Raw genomic sequence first — 21,427 nt, forward strand, 5'->3', positions numbered from 1 at the left:
CGGCCATCATCACCCGATGCCGGGCCCGGATCCGGGCGCACACGCCGGTTCGGCCCTCTCGACTCGATCGGGCTACGGTGGAGGACGCCATGAGGGACCCCGACGAGTTCGACCAGTTCTACAAGGACGTCCGCGGCCGGCTGCTGCTGCTGACGTACTGCCTCACCGGCGACCTCCCGGCCTCCCGGAACGCGGTCCGCGACGGCTTCGTCGCCACCTGGCACCACTGGCGCAAGGTCGCCCGGCTCGAGGACCCCGAGGCGTGGACGCGGGTCCGCGCCTGCGCCCGCGCCCAGCGCCGGCACACCGCCAAGCTGTGGCACCGGGAGAGGGACCTCGACCCCGAGGTCCGCGCGACGCTGGAGGCGCTCGGCAAGCTGTCGATGACCCAGCGGCGGGTGCTCCTGCTCACGCACCTGACCCGCGCCTCGCTCGCCGAGATCGCCCGCGAGGTCGGCCTCCCCCGCGCCGACACCGAGCGCGAGCTGCAGACCGCCGCGGCGCAGTTCGCGGTCGCCCGCGAGGTGCCGACGACGAGCATCCGTGCCGTCGTCGAGTCGGTCGCCGCCCACCTCGAGACCGGCCGCTGGCCGCGCGCGACGATCGTCCGCCGCGCCGGCGCCGCCCGCCGCCGCACCCACACGCTCGTCGGCGTGGTCGGCACGGTCGCCGCACTGGTGGTCACCGGGACCCTCGTGAGCGACGCCACCGGCGTACGCCCCACGCTGGCGGGCGACCGCGTGAACGCCGCCGGGCCCTCGGGCAAGCCGACGCCCGAGCCCCCGGACCTGCCCGAGACCGCCCTGCTGCAGACGAGCCAGGTCGCGAGGTCGACGCCGGGCACCGAGTGGATCACGGTGCGCACCCACGACAACACCGGCGGCGACGGCCTGGTGATGGCCTGCCAGGACGCGCGGTTCGCGGACGCCCGGGGCACCGCCGCGCTGGTCCGCAACTTCGAGCCGACGCGGCGCAAGCGGGCGGACACCACCGAGGTCGTACAGACCGCCCAGGCGTCCGCGACCGAGCGGGGCGCCCGGCGCGGATACGAGACCGCGCTGGGCTGGTTCGCCGCGTGCGACGACGAGCAGGCGCTGCTGATCGACACCCGACCCGTCGCGGGCCTCGGCGACGACGCGACCCTCTTCACCGTGCGGACGTTCGCGGGCGACGGCTCCACCCTGGTTGTCGGCGTGGCCCGGACCGGCGTCTACACGACCACGACGTTCACCCGCTTCCCCGCCGGCGGGCAGCCCCCCCTGGCGAGGTCCGCGCGCCTGCTCGGCGACGCCGTCAGCGGGCTCTGCTCGCTCGAGGACGCCGGCGCGTGCGCCGTCACGCCCCGGGTCGGCGAGACCGCCCTGCGACCGGCCGCGCCGGTCCCCGCCATGCTCGACGAGGTCGACCTCCCGCCGGTGACCGGCGTGTCCCGGCCGTGGGTCGGCACCGAGCCGCGGGTGGCGAGGACGAACACCGCCGCGACCGGCTGCGACACCACCGACTTCTCGAAGGGGTCGGTGACCAACAACATCACCCGCACGTTCCTCATCCCGGACGCGAAGCTGCCCGCCCAGTTCGGGCTCACCCAGACCGTCGGCTCGCTGCCGACGGCCAAGCAGGCGGAGGCGTTCGTCCAGACCATCCGCACCGAGCTGGCCCGCTGCTCGGCGAAGCGGATGGGCACCGACGTGACGCCGGTGCGCCAGATGGACGCCAAGGGCCAGGATCTCGCGGCGTGGCGTGTGCGGACCGAGATCGGCGACAACGCCTCCGTCGACTACCTGATGGGCGTGGTGCGCGACGGCACGTCGGTCGCCCAGGTCGGGTTCGTGCCCGCTTCCAAGGTCGACTTCGCGCCGGGCGACTTCCTGTTCGTCGTCCAGCGGGCGCTGGCCCGGCTCGGCGCCATGCCGCCGCCGAAGGCCCGCTGAGCCTCCGCAACGCCGAGTCGGCGCGTCTTGCCCGGGCAAGACGCGCCGACTCGCGCCTTCGGATCAGAGGCCCTGCAGGACCTCGCGCATGAGGGCGGCGGTCTCGGACGGCGTCTTGCCGACCTTCACCCCGACGGCCTCGAGGGCCTCCTTCTTGGCCTGCGCGGTGCCGGAGGAGCCGGAGACGATGGCGCCGGCGTGGCCCATGGTCTTGCCCTCGGGCGCGGTGAAGCCCGCGACGTAGCCGACGACCGGCTTGGTCACATGCTCCTTGATGTACGCCGCCGCACGCTCCTCGGCGTCGCCGCCGATCTCGCCGATCATCACGATCGCCAAGGTCTCGGGGTCGTTCTCGAACGCCTCGAGCGCGTCGATGTGCGTGGTGCCGATGATCGGGTCGCCGCCGATGCCGATGGCGGTCGAGAAGCCGTAGTCGCGCAGCTCGTACATCATCTGATAGGTCAGCGTGCCGGATTTCGACACGAGGCCGACCGGGCCCCTGCCCGCGATGGTGTGCGGGGTGATGCCGGCCAGCGACTCCTCCGGGGTGATGATGCCCGGGCAGTTCGGGCCGATCATCCGGGTGTCCTTGCCCGCCAGGTAGGACCACACCTCGGCGGTGTCCTGCACCGGCACGCCCTCGGTGATGACCACGAGCAGGCCGATGCCGGCGTCGATGGCCTCGACGCAGGCGTCCTTGGTGAACGCCGGCGGCACGAAGACGACCGACACGTCGGCGCCGGTCTCGGCCATCGCCTCCTTGACGCTGCCGAACACCGGCAGCTCCCTGCCGCCCAGCTCGACCGACGTACCGGCCTTGCGGGCGTTCACGCCGCCGACGATGTTCGACCCGGCGTCGAGCATGAGCGTGGTGTGCTTGGAGCCCATCCCGCCGGTCATGCCCTGGACGATGATCCTGGAGTCCTTGTTGAGGTAGATAGACATCTGCTTCTTCGTCCTTACGCGTTCGCGAGCTCGGCGGCCTTGTCGGCGGCGCCGTCCATGGTGTCGACCTGGGTGACCAGCGGATGGCTCAGCTCGTCCAGGATCCGGCGGCCCTCCGCCACGTTGTTGCCGTCGAGGCGTACGACGATCGGCTTGGTCGCCTCGCCGCCGAGGATCTCCAGCGCGCCCCTGATGCCGTTGGCGACCTCGTCGCAGGCGGTGATGCCGCCGAACACGTTCACGAACACGCTCCTGACCTGCGGGTCGTGCAGGATCACGTCGAGGCCGTCGGCCATCACCTGGGCGTTCGCGCCGCCGCCGATGTCGAGGAAGTTCGCGGGCTTGACGCCGCCGTGCGCCTCGCCGGCGTACGCGACGACGTCGAGGGTCGACATGACCAGGCCGGCGCCGTTGCCGATGATGCCGACAGCACCGTCGAGCTTGACGTAGTTGAGGCCCTTGTCCTTGGCCTTCGCCTCGAGCGGGTCGGCCTCCTCGCGGATCTCGAACGCCTCGTGGTCGGGGTGGCGGACCTCGGAGGCGTTGTCGTCGAGCGAGACCTTGCCGTCGAGCGCCTCGAGCCGGTCGCCGGCCAGCCGCGCGAGCGGGTTGACCTCGACCAGCGTGGCGTCCTCCTCGACGAAGGTCGTGTAGAGCGCCTGGATCATCTCCACGGCCTGCTCGAAGACGGCCTCGGGGAACTTCGCCTCCATGGCGATCTCGCGGGCCCTGGCCTCGTCGACGCCGGTGCCCGGGTCGACCGGGATCTGCTTGACGGCGTCGGGGTTGGTCTTGGCGACCTCCTCGATCTCGACGCCGCCCTCGACCGACGCGATGCACAGGTAGCGCCGGTTCGCGCGGTCGAGCAGGAAGGAGAAGTAGTACTCCTCCTCCGGCGGGGTGGCGGGGGTGACCAGGACCCGGTTGACGGTGAGGCCCTTGATCTCCATGCCGAGGATGTTCGACGCGTGCTCGAACGCCTCGTCGGCGGTCTTCGCGAGCTTGACGCCGCCGGCCTTGCCGCGACCACCCGCCTTGACCTGCGCCTTGATGACCGTCACGCCCCCGAGCTGCTCGGCGGCCTCGCGGGCCGCCTGCGCCGACTCGACGACGACGCCCAGCGTCGTGGTCACACCGTGCTTGGCGAAGAGCTCCTTCGCCTGGTACTCCATCAGGTCCACTGATCCACCAAGTCCTCATCGGTCGGAGCGGGCGCGCATCGAGACGCGGCCTCGCGCTCAGGGGGTGTCCGTCGCACCCTAGTCCCGGGCTCCGGCGTACGACGAGGCCGGGCCGACGTGACGTGGGGCACGGTCCCCGGAGGTCTGCAGGTGGGGTCACTCGGAGAAGTGCGCCGCCACCCAGTCGGTGATCTCGGTGGTCGGCGCACCGGGGGTGAACACCTTGGCGACGCCGATCTCCTCGAGGAGCGAGATGTCCTCGTCCGGGATGATCCCCCCGCCGAAGACGACGATGTCGGCGGCGTCGCGCTCGGCGAGCAGCTCGACCAGGCGGCGGAACAGCGTCATGTGCGCGCCCGAGAGCACGGAGAGGCCGATCAGGTCGGCGTCCTCCTGGATCGCGGTCTCCACGATCTGCTCGGGCGTCTGGTGCAGACCGGTATAGACCACCTCGTGCCCGGCGTCGCGGAGCGCGCGGGCGACGATCTTGGCGCCCCGGTCGTGCCCGTCGAGGCCGGGCTTGCCGACCACGATCCGGATGCGCCGTACGGGGGTCGCTGCGGTCATGGGCGCAGGCTAGCCCACGCGTGAGGCTGGCCAGGGACCCGCCACGGAGCCGCCACGGAGCAGGGCGGCCGGGCCGCAAGAAATCCACAGGATCGGGAGTTGGTTGCCCGCGGCCGTGACCAGTCCGTTACAGTCTTGCCTCGCCGTCTGAACCCCGAGCAGCGGAGAACTTATTCATGGGCAACCACCGAGCGGATCGCCGCGGCCACGGCCGCGGTCCCTCGGACCTCCCGACCCGCGTCGCGACCGCGACCTCGGCCGGGAAGCGCAGGGCCACCAGGCCCACCAAGGCCGATCGAGCCGTCGCGACCACCGTCGCCGAGCGCAGCACCGAGGTCCCCGTACCCCGTGCGTCCGAGAAGAACCCCCGTCCGACCGAGAAGCGCGCACCCGCGAGGCGCTCCGCCGGCAGACGCGCCGCCAGCCGCGGCCCGCTCTTCCGCGGACTCCCCTCCCCGCCGATCCTGCTCGGCGTCGCCGCCCTCGCGATCTCCGCGGGCGGCGCGCTGACCGCCGCGAGCGGCGCCATCGGTGACGACGCCACCAAGTTCAACCAGGCCAGCGCCCTCTCCGGCGCCAGCGACGTCTCCCGGGTCAGCCTGCTCGACCGCGACACCGTCTCCCGCGACTCCCGCCGCGACGCCCTCGAGAGCTCGGCCGACAAGGAGCTGGTGGCCGCCGCGGAGGACCAGGCCAAGCAGCGCGACGTCGCGCTCGCCAAGCTCGACCAGAGCTCCGAGAAGTGGTCGGCCAAGCTCGCGCTCAACCAGTGGGTGCTGCCCCTGGACAGCTACCAGCTGACCGCCCGGTACGGCGAGTACGGCCTCTGGTCGAGCTACCACACCGGCCTCGACTTCGCGGCGCCTCCGGGCACCCCGATCCGCGCGGTCGCCAACGGCGTGATCACCTCGGCGCAGTGGGACGGTCCCTACGGCAACAAGACCGTGATCACCCTCGACGACGGCACCGAGCTGTGGTTCTGCCACCAGACCTCGTTCCTGGTCAGCGCCGGCGAGGAGGTCCGCGCCGGCCAGGTGATCGGCACCGTCGGCGCGACCGGCAACGTGACCGGTCCGCACCTCCACCTCGAGGTCCGGCCCGGAGCGGGCGACCCGGTCGACCCGTTCCAGGCGATGGTCGCCAACGGCGTCACGCCGTAGCGCTACAGCTTCTCCACCGGCGCGTAGCGCAGCAGCAGCCGCTTCACGCCCTCGGACCCGAAGTCGATCGACGCCACGGCCTTCTCGCCGACACCCTCGAGCGCGACGACCGTGCCCAGGCCGAACGAGTCGTGCAGCACCCGGTCGCCCGGCTCCAGACTGGGGATCTCCCGGGCTGGCTTGGACCGCGCGGCCGCGTCGGCACGCACCGCGGCCGACGAGAAGTGGCGGCGCCCCGCCGCCGTCGGCTCGCCGAAGCGCTGGCCCCCGGAGAGGTCGGGCCGGCCCCAGCGCGTCTGCGCCGCCTCGGTACGCCGCCAGTCGACCAGGTCGACCGGCAGCTCGTCGAGGAAGCGGCTGCCGGGGTTGTGCGAGGGCGCGCCCCAGGCCGAGCGCACCACCGCCCGGGAGAGGTAGAGCCGCTCGCGGGCACGGGTGACGCCGACGTACGCGAGCCGGCGCTCCTCCTCGAGCTCGGGCTGGTCGCCCAGCGCGCGGGCGTGCGGGAAGACGCCGTCCTCGAGACCGGAGAGGAACACCACCGGGAACTCCAGCCCCTTGGCGGTGTGCAGCGTCATCAGCGTGACCACGCCCGTGTTGTCGGGGTCCTCGGGGTCGTCGTCGGGGAGCTGGTCGGTGTCGGCGACCAGCGCGACCCGCTCCAGGAAGTCGGCCAGGCCGGGCACGACGATGCCGGCGTCGACGTCGGCCGGGTCGGCGGACGGCCCGGCGACCTCCCCGAAATCCGGCGGCGTCTCGGCGAACTCGCGGGCGACCGCGACCAGCTCGGCGAGGTTCTCCAGCCGGGTCTCGTCCTGCGGGTCGTCGCTCTCCTCCAGCGAGGTGAGGTAGCCCGAGCGCGCCAGCACCGTCTCCAGGACGACGTCGGGCCGCTCTCCCCCGTCGACCATCGACTGGAGCTCCTCGACCAGCGCGACGAACCCCTGGATCGCGGTCAGCGACCGGGTCGCGAGGCCGGGTGCGTCCGCGGCCCGGCGCAGCGCCTCCCAGAAGGTGAGCCCGTCGCGCTCGGCCAGCGCGTTCACGCACTCCACCGCCCGGTCGCCGATGCCGCGCCTGGGGGTGTTCAGGACGCGGCGCAGCGAGACCTGGTCGGCCGGGTTGACCAGCAGCCGCAGGTAGGCGAGCGCGTCGCGCACCTCGCGCCGCTCGTAGAACCGGACGCCGCCGACGACCTTGTAGGGCAGCCCGAGGCGGATGAAGACCTCCTCGAAGACCCGGGACTGCGCATTGGTCCGGTAGAACACCGCGACGTCGCCGGGGCGGTACCTGCCCTCGTCGGTGAGCCGGTCGATCTCGTCGGTGACGAACCGGGCCTCGTCGCGCTCGTCGTCGGCGACGTACCCCACGATCCGCTCGCCGTCGCCGGCGTCGGACCACAGCCGCTTCTCCTTGCGGCCCTTGTTACGGCTGATCACGGAGTTGGCCGCGGTGAGGATCGTCTGCGTGGAGCGGTAGTTCTGCTCCAGCAGGATCGACGTGGCGTTCGGGAAGTCCTGCTCGAAGTCGAGGATGTTGCGGATGCTCGCCCCGCGGAAGGCGTAGATCGACTGGTCCGCGTCGCCGACCACCATCAGCTCGGCGGGCCCGACCCGCTCGGCGTCCACCTGCTCCGGATCGTCGGCGCAGAGCTGGTGGATCAGCGCGTACTGCGCGTGGTTGGTGTCCTGGTACTCGTCGACGAGCACATGCCGGAACCGGCGCCGGTAGGTCTCGCGCACCTCCGGGAGCTGCTGGAACAGGTGCACGGTCAGCATGATCAGGTCGTCGAAGTCGAGCGCGTTGGCCTCGCGCAGCCGGCGCTGATAGAGGGTGTACGCCGCCGCGTAGGTCTCCTCCAGCCGGTTGTGCGCGTCCTTGGTCGCCTCCTCGGCGTCGCGCAGCTCGTTCTTGTGGTTCGAGACCCAGTGCAGCAGCGCGCCAGGCTGGTAGCGGCGCGGGTCGAGGTCGAGGTCGTTGCAGACCAGCGTCATCAGCCGCTTCTGGTCGGCGGCGTCGTAGATGGAGAAGTTGGACCTGTAGCCCGAGCCGCCGACGTCCAGCGCCGTGATCTCCTTGCGCAGGATCCGCACGCACGCGGAGTGGAACGTCGAGACCCACATGATCCGGGCGCGCTTCCCGACGAGGTCCTCGACCCGCTCCCTCATCTCGGCCGCGGCCTTGTTGGTGAAGGTGATCGCCAGGATCGACCCCGGGTGCGCCTTGCGCTCGGAGATCAGCCAGGCGATCCGGCGGGTGAGCACCCGGGTCTTGCCGGACCCGGCCCCGGCCACGACCAGCAGCGGGGCGCCCGCGTGGACGACGGCCGCGCGCTGCGGCTCGTTGAGCCCGTCGAGGAGCTCGTCGGGGGTCGGGCCGCGCCGCGTCGTACGCGGCTCCTCGGGTGCGACGGACTCCAGGCCGGGAAGCGGGATCGAGCTGCTCATCTCGGTGCCCAGCCTACGGCCGGGCGCCGACAGGTCCGCCCGAGTGTCAGGCGTGGGCGGAGGACCAGAGGACCGCGACGCCGACGTTGGCGACGGTCAGCCCGAGCAGCAGCGCCCAGAGGCCCTTGGCGATGCTCGGCTTGCGCACGTTGGCCATCACCAGCACCAGCAGGGCCAGGCCGATCACGCCCTTGACCGCGATCTTGGCGTTGTTGACCTCGGCGTCACCCGCCTCCAGGACCCCGACGAGCAGCAGGCCGGCGAGGAACGCCGTACCGGCCCCGTCGCGCATCAGCGAGTTCACCGACTTCTCCGGGCTGCGCACCTGGACGAGCAGGCCGCCGAACAGGGCCGCGAAGCCGAGGAGGTGGAGGACGAGCAGGATCTGGCGCAGGAGGTCCATGCCCGAAGCCTATCCTCGGCGGCGCGACGTCCTCCTCGGCGCGTGGGTCGTCCGCCTGAGGGCGGCGTATTCACCCGCGAGAGGCGGACGACCCGGTCAGAGCAGGCGGCGGTCGGAGGCCCAGCGGGTGAGCTCGTGGCGCGAGGAGAGCTGGAGCTTGCGGAGCACGCTGGACATATGGGTCTCGACGGTCTTGATGGAGATGAACAGCTCCTTGGCGACCTCCTTGTAGGCGTAGCCGCGGGCGATCAGCCGCATCACCTCGCGCTCGCGCTCGGTGAGGCGGTCGAGGTCCTCGTCGACGGCGGCGACCTCGATCGTGCCGGAGAACGCGTCGAGCACGAAGCCGGCCAACCGCGGGGAGAACACCGCGTCGCCCTCGGCGACCCGCCGGATCGCGGAGACCAGCTCGGGGCCGGTGATGGTCTTGGTGACGTAGCCGCGGGCGCCGCCGCGGATGGTGCCGATCACGTCCTCGGCGGCGTCGGAGACGCTGAGCGCGAGGTAGCGGGTGTCCGGCGTCGCGGCCTGGGCCCGCCGCATCACCTCGACGCCACCGCCCCCGGGCAGGTGCACGTCCAGCAGTACGACGGCGGGCCGGTGCGCCTCGACCGCGGCGACGGCCTCGTCCACGTCGGCGGCCTCGGCGAGCACCTCGACCGCTCCCTCGCCGGCGGACTCCAGCTCCGCGCGCACGCCGCGGCGGAACATCGCGTGGTCGTCGACGACGACGACCGTCACCGGACTCCCGGCCTCACTCATGGCTCTCCTCCTGAACTCGCGCCAGGTGCAGCCGCACCTCGGTCCCCTCCCCGGCCGCGGACCGCACCTCGGCGGTGCCGCCGTGCCGGGCCATCCGGTCCACGATGCTGTGGCGTACGCCGTACCGGTCGGCCGGCACCGAGGCCGGGTCGAAGCCGCGGCCCCGGTCCCGGACGAACACGTCGACGACGGCGTCGGTGATCTCGGCGTAGACGTCCACGCGGCCGGTCCCCGCGTGCTTGGCGGCGTTCGTGACCGCCTCGCCGGTCGCGTTGACGAGCGCCCGCAGCCGCTCGTCGAAGTCGCAGTCGCCGACGGTGACGACGTCGACGGATACGCCGTACTCGTCCTCGACCCGGGCCGCCACGCCGCGCAGCGCGCTCGCGATCGAGCGCTCGTCGGTCGACTCGCCGGAGTAGAGCCAGGCGCGCAGGTCGCGCTCCTGGGCGCGGGCGAGGCGCGCGACCGTGGCGCTGTCGCCGGCGTTCTTCTGGATCAGCGCGAGCGTCTGGAGCACGGAGTCGTGCAGGTGCGCGGCGACGTCGGCGCGCTCCTGGGTGCGCACCCGCTCGGCGCGCTCGTCGCTGAGGTCGGAGGCGAGCCGGTAGATCCACGGGCCGATCACGATGGCGAGCCCGACGATCGCGAGCACCGACGCGGTGAACACGTCGCGCGCCAGGCCCAGCGAGCCGCCGCGGATCGACCACAGCACGACGGCGAGGACGATCAGGGCGACGCCGGCGCCGACCCGGGCGTACGACGCCCAGCCGCCGCGGCCGAACACGACCCGCACCGGGTCGATCCGGCCGCCCTGGTCGAGCCAGCGCTCCCGCTGCGCCTCGTCGGCCTGCCGCCACAGCAGGCCCACCCCGACCAGCGCGATGAGCAGCGGCCAGAAGACCGCGCCCCGGCCGAAGACCGCCTCGAGCAGCAGGATCGCGCCGAAGCCGAGCGCGGCCAGCGCGACCGCGGGCCCGACGTCGGTGAGCCGCCGGATCCGGCCCGGGCGGCGGCCGCCGCGCGACGCGCTCTCGAGGCCCGGCGTGCTGGTCTCGAACCTCGAGTCCGACGGCAGCATCGCCCACAACGCGGCGTAGAGCACCACGCCGGCGCCGCCGAGGAAGGTGCCCAGCACGAAGCCCGCGCGCACCCAGAGCACCGGGGCGGCGAGGTGCCTCGCGAGGCCGGAGGCCACGCCGCCGAAGATCGGCTCCTGGGTGTCGCGGGTGGCGCGCCGCGCGCCGAGCGGGACCGCGGCCGCCGCGGTGGGGTGGGTGCTGCTCATCGTGGCTCCATCGTCACACAGCGCGGACCCCCTCACCATGAGGGCCGACCCCGAGCGCACCCTGGCCGGAGACCGCCTTCCCCGGCCCGGGATCAGGGGCGTCCCCGAGACCTTCTCCAGGGCGGTCGCCGTCGGATGCGGCGCCCCTCGGCATGGGCAAACACAGCGCTCAGCTACGGCAGGTGCGTCACCTTGAACGATCCGAAGATCGGGCCGACCGTCCTGTGGATCTGGGATTGCTAGGCTCACGCCATGTCTGCACTGGCGTCTGTCGCCTCAGCAGTCCTGGGTGCCGGCATCGGCGCCCTCGGTTGGTGGCTCTATGGGAAGCTCCGGCCAGGCAGGGAGTGGCTGCGTCTGGCGGTTCCGTTGGGTCTTCTCGCCTGCTGGGTGCTCTTTGTGGCCTCGGTGCTCCGGGGATTCGAGGGCCGGCCGGCGTTCTGGGCAGGATTCGCCGGGTTCATGGCTGTATATGTCGTGTGGATCGTCAGTGGAAGGTTCCACACCACCTCGCGTTGATTGGCGGCGATTTCCGAGACCGTGCAGGGCTGGCCGCGGCGGTCGATCCCCACTCGGCCCTGCACGGCAGTCCGCGTTCCCCGGCAGTTCCGGAACTTATGGGTCGGCAGTTCCGGAGTTAGAAGTCCGGCAGTTCCGGAGAAGACGGTGGGATCCCGCCCATGACGGGCCTCGGCGGACTGGTCACGCGCAGGATCCAGGAGGTGGCGCTCGAGCGGCACCAGGAGAGCCCGGTGCTGCTCATGGAAGGGCCGCGCACGGTGGGCAAGTCCACCTTGCTACGCCAGTTGGCGGACCGACTCGATGCGGCCGTGCTCGATCTCGACGATCTCGACACCCGTGCGGCGGTGGCGAGCGATCCCGCCACGATGATCGACGAAACGCGCCCGTGTTGGTCGACGAGTACCAGCGCGCGCCGGTCGTCCTGGACGCGATCAAGGCGCGGCTCAACAGGTCCGGTCGCCCCGGGCAGTTCATCCTCGCCGGCTCGGCACGGCACGAAGCGCTCCCCCGCGCAGCTCGGGCACTGACCGGCGGCTGCAACGCCTCCCGCGACGGGTGAGGGCTGACCCCGAGCGCACCCTGGCCGGAAGCCGCCTTCCCCGGCCCGGGATCAGGGGCGTCCCCGATGGTCCGGCGGCGTCGGCGGCGTCAAGGTTGGTGCCATGACCAGTACGCCGCCAGAGGCACCGTCACCACCCCCGGCGCCGCCCCCGCCCGCCGCCGGCGACCCCGGCCCGCGGGTGAGCGGCGACCAGGCCCGCGACCTGGGCCGGCTGCGCCGCTCCCGCACCGACCGCAAGGTCGCCGGCGTCGCCGGCGGGCTCGCGCGGCACCTCGACGTGGACCCGCTGATCCTGCGGGTGGCGTTCGTCGTCCTAGCGTTCTTCGGCGGTGCCGGCCTGATCGTGTACGGCGCCTGCTGGCTGCTCGTCCCCGAGGACGGCGCCCGGCGCGCGCCGTTCCACCTCGACGAGCGGTCCCGCACGGTGGCGCTGGTGATCGTCGGCGTGCTCGCCGCGCTCGCGCTGGTCGGCGACTCCTGGGGCGCCTTCTGGTTCCCGTGGCCAGTGGCGATCGTGGCACTGGTCGCGCTGTGGGTGCTCACCCGCAACAACCAGCGGCCCGCGCCGCCGCCCCCGCCGGCGTACACCCCGCCCTACACCCAGACGGACGCCCAGGCCGCCGCACCCACGCCGCAGCCCTACCACACCGAGCCGGTCCGGCCGTTCCAGTCCTACGTGCGGCCCCCGAACCCGCGCCGGCGCGGCCCGATCCTGTTCGGGTTCACGGTCGCGCTGATCGCGCTGGCCGTGGGGGTCCTCGGGATCGTCGACATCGCCGGGGCTCGGGTCGCCACCCCGGCGTACCCCGCCCTCGCGGTCGCCATCTGCGGCGCGATGCTGCTGGTCGGCGCGTTCTTCGGCCGCGCCGGCGGCGTCATCGCCGTCGGCCTGGTCGCGGCTGCCGGGCTCGCCGGCGCCACCGCCGCGACCAGCCTGGACGGCGACCGGGTCACCGTGACGCCGACCAGCGCGTCCCAGGTCGACGGTCGCTACTGGCTCGGCGCCGGCCGGCAGGTCATCGACCTGACCGAGGTCACCGACCTCGCGAACCTCGACGACCGCGTCGTCCGGGTCGAGGGCGGCGCCGGCCGGATCGAGGTGATCCTCCCCGAGGGCCTCGCCGCGACCGTCTCGGCGGACGTCGACGGCCCGGGCGACATCGACCTGTTCGGCGAGGAGGTCGGCGGCATCGACGTCAGCAAGACCGTGTCCCAAGGAGGCTCCCGTGACCCCGAGATCACCATCGACGCCCAGCTCGGCGTCGGCCGGATCGAGGTGAGCTACCGATGAGCGCAAATGCGCCGGAACGGCAGTCCGGCCGGCATCCGGTCAACGTCGGCCACCTGGTGATGGGCATCGCGTTCCTCGCCATCGTCGGCGTGTGGGCCCTGGTCCAGGCCGACCTGGTCGGCGACGGCGACGTCCGCTGGCTGCTGCCGGTGCCGTGGGTGCTGGCCGGCCTCGGCGGCCTGCTCGCCCTGGCCCTGTCCGGCAGCCGGAGGTGGACCACCCGCCAGGCCGACCACCAGGCCGACCGCCAGGCCGACGAGGACGGATCGGCTACGTCGCCGCCTGGACCCTGATGCGGGAGGTGTGCAGGCGACAGGCCTCCAGCGTGGTGTCGGGGTGGTCGGTGAACAGGCCGTCCACCCCGGCGTCCAGGAGCGCCCAGGTGTCCTCGATCGAGTCGGTCTCGTCGCGCAGCGTCCACACATGCAGGCCCAGCCCCGCGGCGTGCGCGTCGGCGACCACCCGCGGCGTGACCAGCTCCTTGTCGACACCGACCGCATCGGCGTACCGCGCGACGCGGCGCAGCCCCGGCTCGGTCACCAGGTCCACGCGGCCACTGCCGCCGACCAGCTGCACCAGCGGGAGCGAGGTGCGCGGCCGCAGCCACTGCAGGTTGCCGGGGTCGAAGGACTGGACGAAGACCGGCAGGTCCCGACCGGCCAGCGCCGCCAGCAGCGGCTCCTCGAGGGCCAGGCCGCACTCGGCGAAGTACGCCGGGTGCTTGGTCTCCGGGTAGACCCCGATCCGCCGGCCCAGCCGCCGCGACTCCTCCTCGACCAGCGCGAGGATCTCCTCGAACGTCGGCACGTCGTAGCGCCCGTCGTACCGGGTGTTGCGCGGCCGGGTCTGCGGCATCCGCTCGACCGCGCGCAGCGTCTTGAGCTCGGCGAGCGTGAGGTCCTCGGTGAACCAGCCGGTGATCTCGCGGCCCTCGACCTCCTTGGTGGTCATCCGGTCGGCGAACTCCGGGCGCCGCGCGATGTCGGTGGTGTGGCCGATCTCGTTCTCGTGGCGGGCGACGAGGACCCCGTCGCGGGTCGAGACCAGGTCGGGCTCGACGTAGTCGGCACCGAGGGCGACGGCCAGGCGGTACGACGCGAGCGTGTGCTCGGGCCGGTAGCCGGACGCCCCGCGGTGGGCGATCACGATCGTCTCGCGCATGCCTCCAGCACAGGCGGGGACGGTGACCCGCGTGCGGGAGCGACATGAACGGCGGGTGACAGGATGACGGCCATGAGCAGCCCGACCCTCGGCCGGATCACGACCGTCCCCGCCCTGGAGCGCCCCGACCTGCTCGCCGCGCCGGTGCTGGCCGCGCTGCGGGACTGGCGGTACGCCGAGCGGGTCGGCGTGGTCGAGATCGACCCGGCGATCGCCGACACCGCCACGATGTCGGCGGCCTACGGCCTCGGCCTGGACACCGGCGCGAACTGCGTCGTGGTGGCGGGGAGGCGCGACGGCGCCGAGCGGGTCGCCGCCTGCCTGGTCCGCGCCGACACCCGCGCCGATGTCAACAGCCTGGTCAAGCGCACCCTCGACGTCCGCAAGGCGTCGTTCCTCTCCATGGAGCGCGCGGTCGAGGAGTCCGGCATGGAGTACGGCGGGATCACGCCGGTCGGGCTGCCGGGCGGCTGGCGGCTGCTGGTCGACACCCGCGTGCTCGACATCGAGGTGGCGGTGATCGGCTCCGGCGTCCGCCGGTCCAAGCTGCTGATCCCCGGCGCCCTGGCCGGCGAGCTGCCCGGGGCCGAGGTGGTGGAGGGACTGGCCTCATGAACGGACCGGCCTCATGAGCAGCGGACGCGACGAGAGCGAGGAGGAGCGGCTCGACCGCAAGTTCGACGACCTGCTCCAGGAGCTCCGGGTGATGCAGACCGGGGCGCAGCTCACGGCCGGCTTCCTGCTCACGCTGCCCTTCCAGGACCGCTTCGCGGATCTCGACCGGTTCCAGGTCGGGCTGTACCTGGCCCTGGTGCTCCTCTCCGCGCTCACCACGGCGCTGGTGATGACGCCGGTGGCGATCCACCGCCGCCTCAGCGGGCGGCACGTCAAGGAGCGGGTGGTGGCGTCGGCGCACCGGCTGGTCTACGGCGTGATCGCCTGCATCGCGCTGCTCGTGGCCGGGATGGTGCTGCTGATCTTCGACGTGGTCGTCGCCCGGACCTGGGCCGCGGTCGCCGCCGGCGCGATCGCCGGCGTCCTCGCGCTGCTGCTGCTCGCGCTCCCCCACCGCCTCGAGCGGAGGTGACGGGGGCTCGCCGCGAAATCGATTCGCCCGCGGCCGGGGCCACTCCGTAGCGTAGGGGGGTGCGGCACCTTCCTCTCGACCATCCCGGCACCGCCGACCACCGGTCGCCCGGCCGGTTCCTCTGGTGGCTGGCCCGGGGCCAGTGGCGGACGCTGCTCGGCGGCATGCTCTTCGGCATCGTCTGGATGGGCGCGCAGGCGGTCGTCCCGGCCGTGATCGGCCGCGCGATCGACCTCGGCGTCGCCGCGAGGGACACCGGCGAGCTGCTGCGGTGGGGGCTCGTGCTGTTCGGCATCGGCCTGGTGCAGGCCGCCAGCGGCATCATGCGGCACCGGTTCGCGGTGACGAACTGGCTGATCGCGGCCTACCGCACCGTCCAGCTGGTCGCCCGCCAGACCACGCGCCTCGGCGGCACCCTGCCCCGCAGGGTCTCCACCGGCGAGGTCGTCGCGATCGGCACCAGCGACCTGTCCCACCTCGGCCAGGTGATGGACGTGTCCGCCCGGTTCGCCGGCGCGATCGTCTCGTTCGTCCTCGTGTCCGTGATCCTGCTGCAGACCTCGGTCACGCTGGGGCTGGTCGTGCTGGTCGGCGTACCCCTGCTGATGCTGGGCCTCGCGCCGATCCTCGGCCCGCTGCAGCGGCGCGCGGCGCACCAGCGGCACCTGACGGGCCGGCTGTCGAACACCGCCAGCGACATCGTCGGCGGCCTGCGGGTGCTGCGCGGCATCGGCGGCGAGCAGATCTTCCACGACCGCTACGCCGAGCAGTCGCAGACGACCCGCCGCGCCGGCGTCCGCGTGGCGAGCCTGCAGTCGGTGCTCGATGCGCTGGAAGTGTTCCTGCCCGGGCTGTTCGTGGTGATCGTGGTGTGGATCGGCGCGCGGTACGCCGTGCGGGGCGAGATCAGCCCCGGCGAGCTGGTCGCGTTCTACGGCTACTCGGCGTTCCTGATGATCCCGTTGCGGACCGCGACCGAGTACGCCAACAAGCTCATCCGGGCCCGGGTCGCCGCCTCCCGCGTGTGCCGGGTGCTCGCCCTCGACCCCGACGTGGCGGAGCCCGAGTCGCCTGCCGCCTCGCCCGCGCCGGGTGCCGAGCTCGCGGACGCCCGCAGCGGACTGCGGGTGCGCTCCGGCGTGCTCACCGCGATCGCGAGCGAGCAGCCCGACGACTCGGCCGAGCTCGCCGACCGGCTCGGCATGACCCATGCGCCGGTCGACGACAAGGTCACCCTCGGCGGGGTGCCGCTGACCGCGCTGTCGCCGCTGGAGGTGCGCAGCCGCGTCGTCGTCTCCGACACCGCCGCGATGCTCTTCTCCGGCCGGCTCGGCGACCGGCTCGACGTGACCGGCCGCGGCGACGTCGGGCGCGCCCTCGACACGGCCTCGGCCGCGGACATCCTCGACGCGCTCCCCGACGGCCTGGACACGGTGGTCGCCGAGCGCGGCCGCAGCTTCTCCGGCGGCCAGCGCCAGCGGCTGGTGCTGGCGCGCGCCCTCGCGGCCGAGCCGGAGGTCCTGGTCCTCGTCGAGCCGACCTCCGCCGTCGACGCCCACACCGAGGCCCGCATCGCCGCCCGGCTGCGCCGGCACCGCGCCGGCCGCACGACCGTCGTGACCACCACGAGCCCGCTGATGCTCGACTCCGCCGACGAGGTGGCGTTCCTGCGCGACGGTCGCGTGGTCGCGACCGGCACGCACGCCGTACTCCTGAACACGAACGCCGACTACCGCCGCGTCGTCACCCGCGAGACCGAGCTGTCCCTGAGCGAGGTGGCGTCGCCGTGAGCACCCACCTCCCCGTCGCGGACGGCCGCGCCGTGCGGCGGTACGCCGTCCAGCTGGCCCGGCGGCACCCGAGGATGCTCTGGGGCGCGGTCGCGCTGCACGTCGCCGCCGCCCTGGCCGCGCTGGCCGCGCCGCGGCTGATCGGCGACCTGGTGCAGGCCGTGCAGGACGGCACGACCGTCGGCCGCGTCGACCGGATCATCGCGCTGCTCGCCGGCTTCCTGCTCGTGCAGACCGTGCTGACCCGGTTCGCCCGCTACGTCAGCCAGGTGCTCGGCGAGCAGGTGCTGGCCGAGCTGCGCGAGGACTTCGTCGACAACACGCTCGCGCTGCCGGTCGGCACCGTCGAGGCCGCCGGCTCCGGCGACCTGCTGACCCGCACCAGCCGCGACGTCGACCAGCTCGGCTGGTCGGTGCGGATGGCGCTGCCCGAGTGGACGATCGCGGTGATCACCGCGATCGTCACGCTCGTCGCCGCGATCTCGGTCGGCTGGTGGGTCGCGCTCCCCTGCCTGCTCGGCGTGCCGCCGCTGGTGCTCGGCCTGCGGTGGTACCTCCGCCGCGCCAAGGACGGCTACCTGCGCGAGAGCGCGACGTACTCCCAGATCAACGCCACGCTGACCGAGACCGTCGAGGGCGCGCGCACCGTCGAGGCGCTCGGCGTCGGCGAGGAGCGGGTCCGCGCGATCGACGAGGACATCGCGGGGTCGTACCGGGCCGAGCGCTACACGCTGTTCCTGCGCACCGTGTTCTTCCCGAGCATGGAGTTCTCCTACCTGATCCCGACGGTCGCCACGCTGCTGTTCGGCGGCTACCTCTACACGCAGGGCGAGGTCAGCCTCGGCGCGGTCACGACCGCCACGCTGTACGTGCAGATGCTGATCGACCCGGTCGACCGGGTGGTGTCGATCCTCGACGAGCTCCAGCTCGGCGCGGCCTCGCTCGCGCGGCTGCTCGGCGTCGCCCAGGTGCCCGACGACCGCGAGGTCACCGGCCGCGAGCCGGACGGGGAGCGGATCGAGGCCGCGGACGTGCGCTTCTCGTACGTCGAGGGCCGCGACGTCCTGCACGGCGTCGACCTGTCGATCGGGGTCGGCGAGCGGATCGCGATGGTCGGCCCGTCCGGCGCCGGCAAGTCCACCCTCGGCCGGCTGCTCGCCGGCATCCACCCACCGCGCACCGGCTCGGTCACCGTCGGCGGCGTCGGCCTCACCGAGCTGCCGCTCGACGACCTGCGCGGCCACGTCGCGCTGGTCACCCAGGAGCACCACGTCTTCGCCGGCACCCTGCGCGACAACCTCGCCCTGGCCCGGCCGGGCTCGGCCGACGCCGACATCCGCGGCGCGCTCGCGGCCGTCGACGCCCTCGACTGGGTCGACGCGCTGCCCGAGGGCCTCGACACCGAGGTCGGCTCCGGCGGCCGCGCGCTGAGCGCCGCCCAGGCCCAGCAGGTCGCGCTCGCCCGGCTGGTGCTCGCCGACCCGCACACCCTCGTGCTCGACGAGGCCACCTCCCTCATCGACCCCCGCGCGGCCCGCCACCTGGAGCGGTCGCTGGCCGCCGTACTCGAGGGCCGGACGGTCGTCGCGATCGCCCACCGGCTCTTCTCCGCCCACGACGCCGACCGGGTCGCGGTCGTCGAGGACGGCAGGATCGCCGAGCTCGGCTCCCACGACGAACTGGTCGCGGCCGGCGGCTCCTACGCCGCCCTCTGGGAGAGCTGGCACGGGCGGGGGTGACCGGCCGAGCCCCACGCAGGCCGCGGAAGAACGGACGGTCTCGGCTGACAACCTCTCGGAACCCCTCGCGCGTTCTGGTCGTCGGAAGGAGCGCGATGGACCCGGCGGTGGAGACGGCACAGGTGACGACGTTCGACGCGTTCGTCGCGGCCCGCGGCGACGCGCTGTGGCGCTCGGCCTGGCTGCTCACCGGCGACGGTCACCTCGCCGAGGACCTCGTGCAAGCGGCGCTGGCCAAGTCGTACGCCGCCTGGGACCGGATCGGCGACGCCGGCGGGTTCGAGGCGTACGTGCGGCGCACCATGTACACGACGTACGTGTCCTGGTGGCGGCGGCGCTGGAACGGCGAGCGGCCGACCGAGCGGCTGCCCGAGGCCACCGAGCCCGGCCCGGATCTCGAGCTGCGGCGCGACCTGCTCGCCGCACTCGCGACGCTGCCCCGCGGGCAGCGGGCGGTGGTCGTGCTGCGCTGGTTCGAGGACCTGTCCGAGCGCGAGACCGCGGCCGTCCTCGGCTGCGGCGTCGGCACCGTCAAGAGCCAGGCCTCGCGCGCGCTGGCCGCGCTGCGCTCCTCCCCCGCCCTGCGCACCGAGGAGGACCGATGACCGACGAGCGGCGACTGAGCGAGACCCTGCACCGGATCGTGCCGACCCCGCCCGACCGGCCCGAGCGCCGTACCGCCGTCGCGGAGCGGGTACGCCGCCACCGCCGGCGCACCGCCGCCACGACTGTCGCCGTGGCGGCTGTCGTGGTCGGGGCCGTGGTCGGGGCCGCGGTCGCCGTGCCCGCCGCGCTCTCAGGCGCCGACGGAGACGCCGACCCGGTCGCCACCACCCCGACCACGCAGGCGTCCGAGCTGACCTGCCCGCCCACCGACCAGCGACCGACCGGGCCGGGCACGCTGCCCGCCGGAGCCACCGCGGTCCGGCTCTGCCAGGGCCCCGGGACGCCGTTCGACGCACCCGCCGACGCGCTCACGACCGACGTCGACCGAGTGGTCGAGCTGGTGAACGCACAGCCGGAGCTCGAGCGCGGGACCGGATGCGAGTTGGACTTCGGCACCGGCTACCAGCTCGCGTTCGCCTACGAGGGCGGGGAGACCCGCACCGTCGCCGGCAGGCTCTACGGCTGCCGCGACCTCCAGGTGGGCTCGGTGACCCGCACGAACCCGGAGGCGCCGTACCGCCTGTTCGTCCGGCTGCTCCGGGCCCAGCGGGCCACGCTCGACCCGCCGGACACCCCGGGCACGACGCCGAGCTGCGAGCTCGGCGGCACCTCGCCCGTGGCGCGCCCCGGCGAGATGACCACCGCCGTCTTGTGCGTGCGCTATCAGACCGTGAGCGAGCTGGATCCGCTCCCGGTGCCGGTCTCCCCGGATGACCTGCGCGTGCTGCTGACCGACCGGGTGCCGGCTCCCCCGAACGGGCCGTACAACCCCGACGCACCGACGCTGCTGCTCGTCGGCGAGACGGCCTGGGGCGACCGGGTCTACCGCATCATGAGCGACCCCGGACGCCTCGGTCCCGGCCCGGACGCGCGGCGGATCCTCGACCGGCTCGTCGCGGAGGCCGGGACGCCCCGGCCGACGGTGGACGAGTCGTCGAGCCCGAGCGAGGTGGTGGCGGCGTACGTCGACCTGCTCGACGTGGGCGATCGGACGGGCGCGGCGGCGCTGTGGAGCGGGCCGGCGGATCTTCCCGAGCTCTACTCCGAGATCGGCTACAAGGAGGAGCGGATGCGCTTCATCCGCACCACCGCGCCGGGCCAGGTGGTGGCCGAGGTCGTCGCCCTCTACCGCGAGCAGGTGCGCGACGCGTACACGCCGTACCGACGGGCCACGTTCCGGCTCGTCCTGGAACGTGGCGGCTACCGGATCCGGGAGATCAAGGTCGGCGAGGCGGTCGCGACGGGCCGCTGACCCGGGCATCGGCCTGCCACGGGTTGAGGCACCGGACGCCGAGAGGCCTGAAGTGCTTGGTGTTCCGCGTCGCGACCACCATCTCGGCCGCCTGTGCGACGGCGGCGAGGAGGGCGTCGTCGAGCGGTGCGTGCTCGGGGACCCGGTAGCCGGCGAGGATCCGTGCGGCCGGTAGGTCGAACGGCAGCACCCGGCCGGCGAAGGCAGGCAGGACACGCTCGTCGAACCACCGGCGCAGGACCTCGCCCTGCGCCGGATCGGACCACTCCTTGGCGACGACGCTCCGCTCGATCTCGGCGACGGTCGTGGCCGCGACGAACTGGTCGCCCACGGGGACGGAGGCGGCCCAGGCCTCGACCGTCCGATGGCGTCCGCGGACCCGGAGCGCGGAGACCACGTTGGTGTCGAGGAGGTACCTCACAGCTCGGGAGTGCGGCCGGCGAGGCCCAGACGCTCGGGCTCGAACTCGAGGTCGGCGCCCTCGTCCGTGCTCAACAGCTCGACGATCGTGACGGGCTCGCGCTCGAGCGCCCCGGCGAGGATCGCGCGTGCCTCGGCCTCGACCGACCGGCGATGGCGCTCGGCGCGAACGCGCAGCGCAGCCTTGGTCCCGGCGGGAAGGTTGCGGATCAGGATCTGCTCCATGACACCTCCGATATCCTCTACACGATATCAC

Annotated in this window: 22 protein-coding genes; 12 read left to right on the forward strand and 10 right to left on the reverse strand. The window is 73.3% G+C overall.

Annotation, left to right across the window (positions count from 1 at the left end; translation table 11 throughout):
• The first annotated feature begins 89 nt into the window (after nucleotides 1–89).
• Nucleotides 90–1,931, forward strand: a complete 1,842-nt coding sequence (locus ACYVKX_RS08040; protein ID WP_460830458.1) for a SigE family RNA polymerase sigma factor — start codon at nucleotides 90–92, stop codon at nucleotides 1,929–1,931.
• A gap of 63 nt (nucleotides 1,932–1,994) precedes the next feature.
• On the opposite strand, the gene sucD is transcribed toward ACYVKX_RS08040, so the two are convergent.
• The 3 genes from sucD to ACYVKX_RS08055 form a co-directional block, all read right to left on the reverse strand.
• The gene (gene sucD / locus ACYVKX_RS08045; RefSeq protein ID WP_460830460.1) at nucleotides 1,995–2,876 is read right to left on the reverse strand and encodes a succinate--CoA ligase subunit alpha; all 882 of its coding nucleotides are present in this window, start codon (nucleotides 2,874–2,876) and stop codon (nucleotides 1,995–1,997) included.
• 14 nt (nucleotides 2,877–2,890) lie between these two features.
• Nucleotides 2,891–4,057, reverse strand: a complete 1,167-nt coding sequence (gene sucC, locus ACYVKX_RS08050) for an ADP-forming succinate--CoA ligase subunit beta (RefSeq protein WP_460830462.1) — start codon at nucleotides 4,055–4,057, stop codon at nucleotides 2,891–2,893.
• Nucleotides 4,058–4,213: 156 nt separating this feature from the next.
• A complete protein-coding gene (locus ACYVKX_RS08055) occupies nucleotides 4,214–4,624 on the reverse strand; it encodes a cobalamin B12-binding domain-containing protein (protein WP_460830464.1) in 411 nt (136 codons plus the stop codon).
• Nucleotides 4,625–4,800: 176 nt separating this feature from the next.
• On the opposite strand from ACYVKX_RS08055, the gene ACYVKX_RS08060 reads away from it, so the two are divergent.
• Nucleotides 4,801–5,784: a M23 family metallopeptidase gene (locus ACYVKX_RS08060; protein ID WP_460830466.1), complete on the forward strand. Its 984-nt coding sequence runs from the start codon at nucleotides 4,801–4,803 to the stop codon at nucleotides 5,782–5,784.
• 2 nt (nucleotides 5,785–5,786) lie between these two features.
• On the opposite strand, the gene pcrA is transcribed toward ACYVKX_RS08060, so the two are convergent.
• From pcrA to ACYVKX_RS08080, 4 genes are all read right to left on the reverse strand, one after another.
• Nucleotides 5,787–8,231: a DNA helicase PcrA gene (pcrA, locus tag ACYVKX_RS08065; RefSeq protein WP_460830469.1), complete on the reverse strand. Its 2,445-nt coding sequence runs from the start codon at nucleotides 8,229–8,231 to the stop codon at nucleotides 5,787–5,789.
• Between the two features lie 46 nt (nucleotides 8,232–8,277).
• Entirely contained in the window at nucleotides 8,278–8,634 is a 357-nt protein-coding gene (locus ACYVKX_RS08070) for a hypothetical protein (RefSeq protein WP_460830472.1), read from the reverse strand.
• Between the two features lie 96 nt (nucleotides 8,635–8,730).
• Nucleotides 8,731–9,396: a response regulator gene (locus ACYVKX_RS08075; RefSeq protein WP_460830476.1), complete on the reverse strand. Its 666-nt coding sequence runs from the start codon at nucleotides 9,394–9,396 to the stop codon at nucleotides 8,731–8,733.
• Nucleotides 9,389–10,681: an ATP-binding protein gene (locus tag ACYVKX_RS08080; RefSeq protein WP_460830479.1), complete on the reverse strand. Its 1,293-nt coding sequence runs from the start codon at nucleotides 10,679–10,681 to the stop codon at nucleotides 9,389–9,391. The genes ACYVKX_RS08075 and ACYVKX_RS08080 overlap by 8 nt, the downstream gene beginning before the upstream one ends.
• 252 nt (nucleotides 10,682–10,933) lie before the next feature.
• Here ACYVKX_RS08080 and ACYVKX_RS08085 point away from each other — a divergent pair, with 252 nt between their 5' ends.
• The 4 genes from ACYVKX_RS08085 to ACYVKX_RS08100 all read left to right on the forward strand — a co-directional run bounded on the left by ACYVKX_RS08085 (nucleotide 10,934) and on the right by ACYVKX_RS08100 (nucleotide 13,349).
• Nucleotides 10,934–11,200, forward strand: a complete 267-nt coding sequence (locus ACYVKX_RS08085) for a hypothetical protein (RefSeq protein WP_460830483.1) — start codon at nucleotides 10,934–10,936, stop codon at nucleotides 11,198–11,200.
• Nucleotides 11,201–11,361: 161 nt separating this feature from the next.
• Nucleotides 11,362–11,730 (forward strand): AAA family ATPase, encoded by a 369-nt coding sequence (locus ACYVKX_RS08090; RefSeq protein ID WP_460830486.1) that lies wholly within the window; start codon nucleotides 11,362–11,364, stop codon nucleotides 11,728–11,730.
• Between the two features lie 135 nt (nucleotides 11,731–11,865).
• Nucleotides 11,866–13,056, forward strand: coding sequence for a PspC domain-containing protein (locus ACYVKX_RS08095; protein ID WP_460830488.1), 1,191 nt, complete (start codon nucleotides 11,866–11,868; stop codon nucleotides 13,054–13,056).
• Nucleotides 13,053–13,349 (forward strand): hypothetical protein, encoded by a 297-nt coding sequence (locus tag ACYVKX_RS08100; protein WP_460830491.1) that lies wholly within the window; start codon nucleotides 13,053–13,055, stop codon nucleotides 13,347–13,349. Before ACYVKX_RS08095 ends, ACYVKX_RS08100 begins: the two co-directional genes overlap by 4 nt.
• On the opposite strand, the gene ACYVKX_RS08105 is transcribed toward ACYVKX_RS08100, so the two are convergent.
• A complete protein-coding gene (locus ACYVKX_RS08105) occupies nucleotides 13,327–14,217 on the reverse strand; it encodes a glycerophosphodiester phosphodiesterase family protein (RefSeq protein WP_460830493.1) in 891 nt (296 codons plus the stop codon). The genes ACYVKX_RS08100 and ACYVKX_RS08105 overlap by 23 nt on opposite strands.
• Before the next feature lie 72 nt (nucleotides 14,218–14,289).
• On the opposite strand from ACYVKX_RS08105, the gene ACYVKX_RS08110 reads away from it, so the two are divergent.
• The 6 genes from ACYVKX_RS08110 to ACYVKX_RS08135 all read left to right on the forward strand — a co-directional run bounded on the left by ACYVKX_RS08110 (nucleotide 14,290) and on the right by ACYVKX_RS08135 (nucleotide 20,751).
• Nucleotides 14,290–14,832 carry a YbaK/EbsC family protein gene (locus tag ACYVKX_RS08110; RefSeq protein ID WP_460830497.1) on the forward strand — a complete coding sequence of 181 codons (543 nt, stop codon included), beginning with the start codon at nucleotides 14,290–14,292 and terminating at the stop codon, nucleotides 14,830–14,832.
• 13 nt (nucleotides 14,833–14,845) lie between these two features.
• Nucleotides 14,846–15,304 (forward strand): DUF6328 family protein, encoded by a 459-nt coding sequence (locus ACYVKX_RS08115; RefSeq protein ID WP_460830500.1) that lies wholly within the window; start codon nucleotides 14,846–14,848, stop codon nucleotides 15,302–15,304.
• Nucleotides 15,305–15,363: 59 nt separating this feature from the next.
• Nucleotides 15,364–17,094: an ABC transporter ATP-binding protein gene (locus tag ACYVKX_RS08120; RefSeq protein ID WP_460830503.1), complete on the forward strand. Its 1,731-nt coding sequence runs from the start codon at nucleotides 15,364–15,366 to the stop codon at nucleotides 17,092–17,094.
• Nucleotides 17,091–18,833: an ABC transporter ATP-binding protein gene (locus ACYVKX_RS08125; RefSeq protein ID WP_460830505.1), complete on the forward strand. Its 1,743-nt coding sequence runs from the start codon at nucleotides 17,091–17,093 to the stop codon at nucleotides 18,831–18,833. The genes ACYVKX_RS08120 and ACYVKX_RS08125 overlap by 4 nt, the downstream gene beginning before the upstream one ends.
• Nucleotides 18,834–18,928: 95 nt before the next feature.
• Nucleotides 18,929–19,438 carry a SigE family RNA polymerase sigma factor gene (locus tag ACYVKX_RS08130; RefSeq protein ID WP_460830507.1) on the forward strand — a complete coding sequence of 170 codons (510 nt, stop codon included), beginning with the start codon at nucleotides 18,929–18,931 and terminating at the stop codon, nucleotides 19,436–19,438.
• Nucleotides 19,435–20,751, forward strand: a complete 1,317-nt coding sequence (locus ACYVKX_RS08135) for a hypothetical protein (protein ID WP_460830510.1) — start codon at nucleotides 19,435–19,437, stop codon at nucleotides 20,749–20,751. The genes ACYVKX_RS08130 and ACYVKX_RS08135 overlap by 4 nt, the downstream gene beginning before the upstream one ends.
• Here ACYVKX_RS08135 and ACYVKX_RS08140 read toward each other — a convergent pair.
• On the reverse strand, nucleotides 20,717–21,172 hold the full coding sequence (locus ACYVKX_RS08140; protein ID WP_460830512.1) for a PIN domain-containing protein: 456 nt from the start codon (nucleotides 21,170–21,172) through the stop codon (nucleotides 20,717–20,719). The two genes, ACYVKX_RS08135 and ACYVKX_RS08140, sit on opposite strands and share 35 nt — an antisense overlap.
• Entirely contained in the window at nucleotides 21,169–21,396 is a 228-nt protein-coding gene (locus ACYVKX_RS08145; RefSeq protein WP_460830514.1) for a FitA-like ribbon-helix-helix domain-containing protein, read from the reverse strand. The genes ACYVKX_RS08140 and ACYVKX_RS08145 overlap by 4 nt, the downstream gene beginning before the upstream one ends.
• Nucleotides 21,397–21,427 lie beyond the last annotated feature (31 nt).

The sequence above is a fragment of the Nocardioides hungaricus genome (assembly GCF_054782915.1).

Excerpts from the sequence above, each read along its gene's own strand:
- ACYVKX_RS08080 (WP_460830479.1), bottom strand. The coding sequence starts at position 10,681 with ATGAGCAGCACCCACCCCACCGCGGCGGCCGCGGTCCCGCTCGGCGCG.
- ACYVKX_RS08135 (WP_460830510.1), top strand. The coding sequence starts at position 19,435 with ATGACCGACGAGCGGCGACTGAGCGAGACCCTGCACCGGATCGTGCCG.
- ACYVKX_RS08115 (WP_460830500.1), top strand. The coding sequence starts at position 14,846 with ATGAGCAGCGGACGCGACGAGAGCGAGGAGGAGCGGCTCGACCGCAAG.
- pcrA (WP_460830469.1), bottom strand. The coding sequence starts at position 8,231 with ATGAGCAGCTCGATCCCGCTTCCCGGCCTGGAGTCCGTCGCACCCGAG.
- sucD (WP_460830460.1), bottom strand. The coding sequence starts at position 2,876 with ATGTCTATCTACCTCAACAAGGACTCCAGGATCATCGTCCAGGGCATG.
- ACYVKX_RS08055 (WP_460830464.1), bottom strand. The coding sequence starts at position 4,624 with ATGACCGCAGCGACCCCCGTACGGCGCATCCGGATCGTGGTCGGCAAG.
- ACYVKX_RS08110 (WP_460830497.1), top strand. The coding sequence starts at position 14,290 with ATGAGCAGCCCGACCCTCGGCCGGATCACGACCGTCCCCGCCCTGGAG.
- ACYVKX_RS08090 (WP_460830486.1), top strand. The coding sequence starts at position 11,362 with ATGACGGGCCTCGGCGGACTGGTCACGCGCAGGATCCAGGAGGTGGCG.
- ACYVKX_RS08130 (WP_460830507.1), top strand. The coding sequence starts at position 18,929 with ATGGACCCGGCGGTGGAGACGGCACAGGTGACGACGTTCGACGCGTTC.
- ACYVKX_RS08040 (WP_460830458.1), top strand. The coding sequence starts at position 90 with ATGAGGGACCCCGACGAGTTCGACCAGTTCTACAAGGACGTCCGCGGC.
- ACYVKX_RS08145 (WP_460830514.1), bottom strand. The coding sequence starts at position 21,396 with ATGGAGCAGATCCTGATCCGCAACCTTCCCGCCGGGACCAAGGCTGCG.
- ACYVKX_RS08085 (WP_460830483.1), top strand. The coding sequence starts at position 10,934 with ATGTCTGCACTGGCGTCTGTCGCCTCAGCAGTCCTGGGTGCCGGCATC.
- ACYVKX_RS08075 (WP_460830476.1), bottom strand. The coding sequence starts at position 9,396 with ATGAGTGAGGCCGGGAGTCCGGTGACGGTCGTCGTCGTCGACGACCAC.
- ACYVKX_RS08060 (WP_460830466.1), top strand. The coding sequence starts at position 4,801 with ATGGGCAACCACCGAGCGGATCGCCGCGGCCACGGCCGCGGTCCCTCG.
- ACYVKX_RS08070 (WP_460830472.1), bottom strand. The coding sequence starts at position 8,634 with ATGGACCTCCTGCGCCAGATCCTGCTCGTCCTCCACCTCCTCGGCTTC.
- ACYVKX_RS08100 (WP_460830491.1), top strand. The coding sequence starts at position 13,053 with ATGAGCGCAAATGCGCCGGAACGGCAGTCCGGCCGGCATCCGGTCAAC.
- ACYVKX_RS08105 (WP_460830493.1), bottom strand. The coding sequence starts at position 14,217 with ATGCGCGAGACGATCGTGATCGCCCACCGCGGGGCGTCCGGCTACCGG.
- ACYVKX_RS08095 (WP_460830488.1), top strand. The coding sequence starts at position 11,866 with ATGACCAGTACGCCGCCAGAGGCACCGTCACCACCCCCGGCGCCGCCC.